This window comes from Streptomyces sp. Ru71, assembly GCF_002920535.1.
In the GTDB taxonomy this organism is placed as follows: Bacteria; Actinomycetota; Actinomycetes; order Streptomycetales; family Streptomycetaceae; genus Streptomyces.
The window spans coordinates 1-7862 of sequence record NZ_PQSS01000142.1 but is presented as its reverse complement, the minus strand read 5'-3'; the positions used below and the strand labels follow the sequence as shown (position 1 = coordinate 7862).

The 7862-nt window shown below is 72.4% G+C and carries 10 protein-coding genes; 3 read left to right on the top strand and 7 right to left on the bottom strand.

The window, feature by feature from the left end:
• Window positions 1–215: 215 nt before the first annotated feature.
• A complete protein-coding gene (locus C3489_RS37510; protein ID WP_103786613.1) occupies window positions 216–1055 on the bottom strand; it encodes a hypothetical protein in 840 nt (279 codons plus the stop codon).
• Between the two features lie 201 nt (window positions 1056–1256).
• Here C3489_RS37510 and C3489_RS37505 point away from each other — a divergent pair, with 201 nt between their 5' ends.
• Window positions 1257–2450 (top strand): RtcB family protein, encoded by a 1194-nt coding sequence (locus tag C3489_RS37505; protein WP_103786612.1) that lies wholly within the window; start codon window positions 1257–1259, stop codon window positions 2448–2450.
• Here C3489_RS37505 and C3489_RS37500 read toward each other — a convergent pair.
• The 4 genes from C3489_RS37500 to C3489_RS37490 all read right to left on the bottom strand — a co-directional run bounded on the left by C3489_RS37500 (window position 2440) and on the right by C3489_RS37490 (window position 5061).
• Entirely contained in the window at window positions 2440–3711 is a 1272-nt protein-coding gene (locus tag C3489_RS37500; protein WP_103786611.1) for a tyrosine-protein phosphatase, read from the bottom strand. The genes C3489_RS37505 and C3489_RS37500 overlap by 11 nt on opposite strands.
• A 5-nt stretch (window positions 3712–3716) precedes the next feature.
• Entirely contained in the window at window positions 3717–3872 is a 156-nt protein-coding gene (locus C3489_RS38935) for a hypothetical protein (protein WP_181139999.1), read from the bottom strand.
• Window positions 3869–4645: an SDR family NAD(P)-dependent oxidoreductase gene (locus C3489_RS37495; protein WP_103786610.1), complete on the bottom strand. Its 777-nt coding sequence runs from the start codon at window positions 4643–4645 to the stop codon at window positions 3869–3871. Before C3489_RS37495 ends, C3489_RS38935 begins: the two co-directional genes overlap by 4 nt.
• Window positions 4646–4722: 77 nt before the next feature.
• Window positions 4723–5061, bottom strand: coding sequence for a YnfA family protein (locus C3489_RS37490; RefSeq protein WP_103786609.1), 339 nt, complete (start codon window positions 5059–5061; stop codon window positions 4723–4725).
• A 122-nt stretch (window positions 5062–5183) separates the two neighbouring features.
• Between C3489_RS37490 and C3489_RS37485 the strand changes: the two genes are divergently transcribed.
• Together C3489_RS37485 and C3489_RS37480 are read left to right on the top strand one after the other, a co-directional pair.
• Window positions 5184–5723, top strand: coding sequence for a hypothetical protein (locus C3489_RS37485; protein ID WP_258055130.1), 540 nt, complete (start codon window positions 5184–5186; stop codon window positions 5721–5723).
• Window positions 5724–5810: 87 nt separating this feature from the next.
• On the top strand, window positions 5811–6284 hold the full coding sequence (locus tag C3489_RS37480) for a MarR family winged helix-turn-helix transcriptional regulator (RefSeq protein ID WP_103786608.1): 474 nt from the start codon (window positions 5811–5813) through the stop codon (window positions 6282–6284).
• Here C3489_RS37480 and C3489_RS37475 read toward each other — a convergent pair.
• Window positions 6281–6988 carry a class F sortase gene (locus C3489_RS37475; RefSeq protein ID WP_103786607.1) on the bottom strand — a complete coding sequence of 236 codons (708 nt, stop codon included), beginning with the start codon at window positions 6986–6988 and terminating at the stop codon, window positions 6281–6283. The two genes, C3489_RS37480 and C3489_RS37475, sit on opposite strands and share 4 nt — an antisense overlap.
• 80 nt (window positions 6989–7068) lie before the next feature.
• A complete protein-coding gene (locus tag C3489_RS37470) occupies window positions 7069–7734 on the bottom strand; it encodes a hypothetical protein (RefSeq protein ID WP_103786606.1) in 666 nt (221 codons plus the stop codon).
• Between the last annotated feature and the right edge of the window lie 128 nt (window positions 7735–7862).

Below are 7862 nucleotides of genomic sequence, written 5' to 3'. Positions count from 1 at the left end.
CGCGCAGACAAGAAGGCGGCTGCGCCGCGGGCGCTTCTCTCGCATCTCACGCTGGTCGTCACGCTGGGCTCGTCGCTGCATGGTTCCTTCACTCGATGTGGCTCGTGGTTCCTGCGGTCGGATCGGGTCCGAGGGGCCACGGTACGCGGTGCGCAGACCGCGCGGTCGAGCTTCGTCCGCTTTCCGGACGGCGCCGGCCGGGAGCGCGGGGCGGGTCAGCCGGAGAGTGAATCGTCCAGCCGGGCCGCCAGTTTCCGGGCCCTGTCCTGCATTTCCTTGCTGTCCGGGACCACGCCGACGGTCGTCGGCGACTCCTCGTACCGGATGGTCACGATGACGTTGGACGTGCGGAACGCCACAGTCACCGTGCGCTGCTTGGCCGTCGAACCGGGGCCGCCCAGCTGGTCGTCGAGGAACGCCTCGTCGCCGACGTCGTCCAGGGTGCGGGGCTGGAGTTCGGCGGTGGAGGAGGGCGAGGACGACGGGGAGGAGGACCCGGAGACGGACCCGGACGGCGATGTGCTGGGTGTTGCGGAGGGCGCCGTCGTGGACGGCTTCCCGGACGGGCTCGCCGTGCCGAAGTCCGCGGTGGCCGAGGCGCTCGGCGCCGGCAGGTCGGCCGCCGTCTGCAGGCGCGCGAAGAGCTGTTCGGCCTGGCTGTCGTCGCTGACGGCGTTGTCGTAGGAGACGACCCGCTCGAAGTCCACGGAGAGATGGTCGGTCGCGGCCGCGGACTCCACCTTCCAACGGCAGCCGACCTTGCGGTCCGTGTTGTACGTCAGGGACGCCTCGCCCGCGTACGCCCGCTGCCGCTGCTCCTCGTCGGCGATCTCCTTGATGCCGGGCAGCAGCGCGTCGAGGGTGTCGTGGCCGACCACGCCGCACGGCTCGGGGAGCGTGCGGTACTTGCCGGGCTCGGCGGCGGCGGTGGCCGTGCCGGGCCCGCCGGGGTTGGAGTTGTCGCTGCGGCCGCCCTCGTCGGAGCCGCTGGTGCAGGCGGCCAGCAGCGCCGCGAGAACGGCGACGGTGCCGGTTACGTACGCCTTGCGCTGCACGGGTGGGGCTCCTCTCGACGGGGCGGGACGGTCGCTGTCCGCGCTGGTTATTCGCTTGCCGCACGGGGCCGCCCCCTGTGCACCATGTGTATCGCACGCATGGCTGTGGATGCCGGTCCGTTGTCCTTTTCATCGACCTTGGCACCGGTTTTTGCGATTCAAGACTTTTGTTCTGTTTTCCGGGGGAATGAGGTACCCGAGATGTCGTACGTGGAGCTGCCGGGCGCGAAGGTGCCGATCCGGATGTGGACGGACCCGGCGACGGTCGAGGAGGGCGCGCTGCAGCAGCTGCGCAACGTGGCGACGCTGCCGTGGATCAAGGGCCTGGCCGTCATGCCGGACGTCCACTACGGCAAGGGCGCGACGGTCGGCTCGGTCATCGCGATGCGGGGCGCGGTGTGCCCGGCGGCGGTCGGGGTGGACATCGGCTGCGGGATGTCGGCCGTGAAGACGTCCCTGACGGCGAACGACCTCCCGGGCGACCTGTCCCGCCTGCGCTCGAAGATCGAGCAGGCGATTCCGGTGGGGCGGGGGATGCACGACGACCCCGTGGACCCGGGCCGGCTGCACGGCTTCGGCACGGCCGGGTGGGACGACTTCTGGTCGCGGTTCGGGGGTGTCGCCGAAGCGGTCAAGTTCCGCCAGGAGCGCGCCACGAAGCAGATGGGAACGCTCGGAAGTGGCAACCACTTCGTCGAAGTCTGCACGGATACGACCGGTTCCGTCTGGCTGATGCTGCACTCCGGCTCCCGCAACATCGGCAAGGAACTCGCCGAGCACCACATCGGCGTGGCCCAGAAGCTCCCGCACAACCAGGGCCTGGTCGACCGCGACCTGGCCGTGTTCGTGGCGGACACCCCGCAGATGGCGGCGTACCGCAACGACCTGTTCTGGGCGCAGGAGTACGCCAAGTACAACCGCACGATCATGATGGCGCTCCTGAAGGACGTGGTCCGCAAGGAGTTCAAGAAGGCGAAGCCGACCTTCGAGCCGGAGATCTCCTGCCACCACAACTACGTGGCGGAGGAGCGGTACGACGGCATGGACCTGCTCGTGACCCGCAAGGGCGCGATCCGGGCCGGCTCGGGCGACTACGGGATCATCCCGGGCTCGATGGGCACGGGTTCGTACATCGTCAAGGGCCTCGGCAACGACAAGTCCTTCAACTCCGCCTCGCACGGCGCGGGCCGGCGCATGAGCCGCAACGCGGCCAAGCGGCACTTCACGACCAAGGACCTGGAGGAGCAGACCCGGGGTGTGGAGTGCCGCAAGGACTCCGGCGTCGTCGACGAGATCCCGGGCGCCTACAAGCCGATCGAGCAGGTCATCGACCAGCAGCGGGACCTGGTGGAGGTCGTGGCGAAGCTGAAGCAGGTCGTCTGCGTCAAGGGCTGAGCCGCTTCTCCAGGAGGGTCACGGCGTACGGGCTGCCGCCGCCGTCCGTCTTCGCCGGCTGTTCTCCCACCACCCGGTAGCCCGCCGACTCGTAGTAGGCGCGCAGGCGGGGGTTGGTGGAGAGGCAGTCGAGGCGGGCGTAGGGGCGGCCCGCCGCCGTGATGCGGGACTCGGCCTCGGCCAGCATCGCTCGGCCCGTGCCGGGTGGGGCCGTGTGCGGGGTCGTCATCAGGCGGTGGATGTAGCCGGCGTCGTCGGGGCGGGGGCCCCATGCGGCCTCGTCGGTCCACCAGAGTTCCCAGGCGCCGGTGAGGGTTTCGCCCGCGTAGGTGAGCCAGACCTCGCCCTCCTTCATGCGGTGGACGAAGTGGGCCTCGTTCTTCTCGCCCGGCTTCCACTGGTCGATGCCGCGGGCCAGTTGCCACAGTGCCGCGCTGTCGCGCAGGCGGACCAGCGCGGGGGCGTCCGCCTCGGTGGCCTTGCGGAAGGTCAGGGGCGGATGGGTGGTGGGGCGCGGTTCCAGGAGGGCCTCGCGCAGGGTGGCCGAGAGGGCTTCCGCGTCCAGGCCAAGGGACTGGGCGACGTACGCCTCGACGCTGCCGTGGCGCTCCTTCAGGGCCGTCAGGAACAGGCGCATCACCGCGGCGGGGGCGCGGCCCCAGCCGGGCCAGGTGGGGGTGGCGCCGTTGTTGCGGGTGCGCCAGTTTGCGAGCAGGGCCTCGGTCGCCAGTTCCGTGAGGGTGAAGTCCTCGACGATCGTCTCCTCGTCGATGCCGAGGAGGGCGAGGACGAGGGCCGCGATCTCGCCGGTGCGGTCCTTGCCGGAGGCGCAGTGGAAGACCACGGGGGTGTCGGAGCGTGCCGATTCGGCGATCGTCTCCAGGGCCGCGCGGATCTCCTTGACGCCGTCCTGGGCGACCTCCATGAAGCGTTCGGCCAGGTAAGGGCCGGGGTCGATGTCGGCCGTCAACGCGGCCTGGTCGTAGGGGCGGTGCTCGATGCTCAGGTTGTGGTACGTGAGCGACGGGTGCTCGGGGACGCGCCCGGAGCGCTCGATCTCCCACGGGTAGCGCAGGTCGATGACCGTGCCGATGCCCAGGGACAGGAAGCGGTCCCAGTCCCGGGTGCCTTCGGTCAGCTTGCCGAGGGAGTCGGAGCGGTAGAGGCGGCCGGGGCGGACGCGGTGGGTGCCGTCGGGGGTCGGATAGTCGCCCAGGTCGCGGAAGTTGTGCAGGGCGTCGAAGGGTATGTGTCTGTCCACGAGTCCTATTTAGCGTGCCGGACGGCGTAGATCATCACGAACGCCACGATGTGAATGCCGAAAAGGAAGTACGCCAGGAAGATCCACACCTGGCGTTCGTCCTTGGTCTCCTGGGCCAGCCGCCGCTGTTCCGGGGTCAGTTCGGGCTCGTCGGCCATCATGACTCCCGGTGGACCTTGGTGTTGGACGCCTGGGCGCGCGGGCGGACCACCAGCAGGTCGACGTTGACGTGGCTGGGGCGGGTGACGGTCCAGGCGATGGTGTCGGCGACGTCCTCGGCGGTGAGGGGCTCGGCGACGCCCTGGTAGACCTTCTCCGCCTTCTCCCGGTCGCCGCCGAAGCGGGTGAGGGCGAAGCCCTCGGTCTTCACCATGCCGGGGGCGATCTCGATGACGCGGACCGGCTTGCCGACGATCTCCAGGCGCAGCGTCTCGGCGAGCACGTGGGCACCGTGCTTGGCGGCGACATAACCGGCGCCACCCTCGTAGGTGCCGTGGCCGGCGGTGGACGACACGACGACGACCGTGCCGTCGCCGCTCGCCTCCAGCTTGGGCAGCAGGGCCTGGGTCAGGTTGAGGGTGCCGATGACGTTGGTCTCGTACATCGTGCGCCAGTCGTCCGGGTTGCCGGTGGCGACCGGGTCGGCGCCGAGGGCACCGCCGGCGTTGTTCACCAGCACGCCGATGGTCTTGAACGCGGTCGCGAACTCGTCGACGGCGGCGCGGTCGGTCACGTCGAGCGGGTAGGCGGTGGCGGAGTGGCCGGCCGCGTTGATCTCCTCGGCGATCTCCTCGATGCGGTCCTTGCGGCGGGCGGTGAGGACGACGCGGTAGCCGGCCTCTGCGAGCCGGCGGGCCGTGGCGGCGCCGATTCCGCTGCTCGCGCCGGTGACGACGGCGATACGGGAGGCGGCGGACGGTGCGGCGGTGGCCATGGGCTGCTCCTCGGACGTCTGTGCGCTGGGCTCGGCCCAGGATAGGCGGCACGGGTGACGCGCCGGTGCGGGGCCGGTCAGCCGTTGCCGCGCGGCGCCCACATGATCAGGGCCATTCCGGCCAGGCAGACGAGGGCGCCGGCCACGTCCCAGCGGTCGGGCCGGTAGCCGTCCGCCACCGCGCCCCACAGCAGGGAACCGGCGACGAAGATCCCGCCGTAGGCGGCGAGGACGCGGCCGAAGTGGGCGTCGGGCTGGAAGGTGGCGACGAAGCCGTACGCGCCGAGCGCGAGGACGCCGCCGGCGGCCCACAGCCGGCCGCGGTGCTCGCGCACGCCCTGCCAGACCAGCCAGGCGCCGCCGATCTCCAGGACAGCGGCGAGCACGAAGAGGGCGGCGGAGCGGAGGACGAACATGCGGGCAGCTTGGCACACGCCGTGCGGGGGCCCGCTGTCACCTGATGGACGGCGCCTGCGGGGCGGGCGGCGGGGGATACATGGCTGCGATGTGCCGGACGGTCGGGTGAGGAGTGGGTGGCGTGCGCGGGCTTGGGATGTGGGGTACGGCGCTGGCGGCGGTCGGCGCGGTCACGGTGGCGGGACCGGCGGGTGCCGCCGTCTCGGCACCCGGGCCGGGGGACGGGCCGGGGGCCCGGAAGGTGGTGCGGGAGGCGGGCGCCGGGGAGGCGGTGCGGGACGCGGATCTCGCGTACCACGGGTCGGCGGTGCTGAGCCGGGGACGGGTCCGGGTCGAGCTGACGCCGCGCAACCACGGCCCGGCGGCGGTACCGGAGGCCGCGGTGCGGCTGCGCTGGTCGGTGCCGCTCGCCGCCGACGGGCAGCGGCTGCCGGGCGGGTGCGTGCGCACGGGCGAGCGGGACGTGGTGTGCCGGACGGGTTCGCTCGCCGCGGGCGAGGTGGGCGAGCGCATCGACCTCGACCTGCGGCTGCGCGGCCGGCCGGCGGAGGTGCGGCTGGAGATCGGCACGGCGTGGGGCGGCGGCGTGGTGGACCGCGACGCGGCGAACGACCGGCACCACGTGCTGGTGCTGGACACGGGGGACGCTTACGCCTTCTGAGCAGGTGGCGGGCGGGTATCGCCGCGGCGCGGGGGCTGTCGTTGCGTCGTACGCTTTCTGCATCACGCAAACGAAGGGGTGCGGCGGATGGCGCGGGACGGGCGGGCGCGGCTGCTGGAGGAGCTGTCGGGCGTGTCCCGGCGGTACATGGCGTCGTACGCGTTGTTCAACCAGGCCGTCGCCGACCACCTGCGGCTGCATCCCACGGACGTGCAGTGCCTGAACCTCCTCGCGCTGGAGGAGGGCCCCGTGACCACGGGCCGGATCGCGGAGCTGACGGGGCTGACGACGGGGTCGGCGACACGGCTGGTGGACCGGCTGGAGAAGGCCGGCTATGTGCGCCGGGAGCGGGACGCGACGGACCGGCGCAAGGTGCTCGTGGTGACCGTGCCGGAGCGCATCGCCGAGTTCGGCCGCATGTGGGACCGGCTCGGCGGCGGCTGGTACGCCCTCTTCGACGACCTGGACGAGGCCGAGCTCGGGGTGATCGTCGAGCACATGCGCCGTACGACGCGGTTCGGCGCGGAACAGGTGGCACGGCTGCGGGCGGGCGACGTCTAGCGGCCGGAGGTCCGCACCAGGTCGGCGTAGAGGATGATGTTGTCCGGGCGGTGGCCCGCGCGCAGGTCGCCGCCGCAGGTGATGACGCGCAGTTCGGGGCGCGCGGTGTCGCCGTAGACCCGCTGGGTGGGGAAGCGCTTCTTGTCCACCTGCTGCAGGGCGCGTACGGCGAAGACGGCGGTGGTGCCGTCGGCGCGGTCGACGGTGATGGTGTCGCCGGGCTTGACGCGTGCCACGTTCCGCAGGACCGCGGGGCCCTTGACGGTGTCGAAGTGGCCGATCAGGACGGCCGGTCCCGTCTGCCCCGGGGTGACGCCCTCCCGGTACCAGCCGATGCGGTCGGCCTGTTCCACGGACGGCACCTGGACGGTCCCGTCGGCGGCGAGGCCGAGTTCCAGGACGGGCGCGGTGTCGACGCCGGCGGCCGGGATGCGGACCCGGACCGGCTCGGCGGCGGGCAGCGGGGCGGGCGGGGAGGTGGACACGGCCGGCGTGGGCGCGGCCGACGGCGGCGGCTCCGATGCGGTGATGTTCGCGGCCGGACCGTGCGCGGCCGGTGCCGTGCTGTCGGCGCGCAGGGCGGTGACCGTCGTCCAGCCGCCGAGGGCGAGCGCGGCCGCCGCCGTCACCGCGATCCACCGCAGGCGGCGTCGGGGCGGTGCTTCCGGTGGCTCCGTTGCGTCCGGGGCGGTTGGCGTGGTCATCGGGTGTCCTCGGGTGTACGCGGAAGGCGGGTCGCCGGTGACGACCGGCGGCCCGCCAGGGATGCGGTGGTGACGGGGGATCAGACGCCCGCGCCGGTGCGGCGACGGCGCACCACGTAGCCGAGGCCGATGACGCCGGCCGTGGCCACGGCCGCGCCGCCCGCGACCAGCGCGGTGTTCTGCCCGCCGCCGGTGCCCTCGGCGCCCGCCGCCACGCCGCCGGCCGGGACGACCTTGGTCTGGGTGGTCTTGGTGGTGCCGCTGTTGCCGCCGGTGCCGGTGCCCTTGTGGTCGGAGGTGCCCTTGCCCGTGCCCTTGTCCGTGTCCGTGTTCACGCAGCTCTTGGGGAGCTTGGGGAAGGGCGTCACGCGCCAGGGGGTGTCGCCGCCCTGGGAGCGGTCGAGGAAGAGCGGGGCGGTGCTGTAGGCGTCCTTGATCTTCAGGCCGTTGGCGAGGTCTTCGAGGCGGTCGCGGTTCACGGTGGACACCGCCTTGCCCTTCTCGTCCCTCAGTACGGCCTTGGGGCCGTTGCGGAGGCTGTTGGTCAGGTCGACCGTCCAGCCGCCGAAGCGGGAGGGGATGGTCTGCAGCACCGCGCACTTGCCGATCACGGTGACCGTGCCGGTGCCGGTGCCGGTGCCGGTGCCGGAGCCCGTACCCGTGCCCGTACCGGTCCCCGTGCCCGTGCCGCTCCCGGAGCCCGTACCCGTTCCCGTGCCCGACCCGGACCCCGTCCCCGCCTTCACGCAGTCCTGCGGCAGCGCCGGGAACGGCGTCTCGCGCCACGGGTGCCGGGTCGCCCTGGGAGCGGTCGAGGAAGAGCGGGCTGGTGGTGTCCGCGTTCTTGATCTTCAGGCCGTTGGTGAGGTCCTCG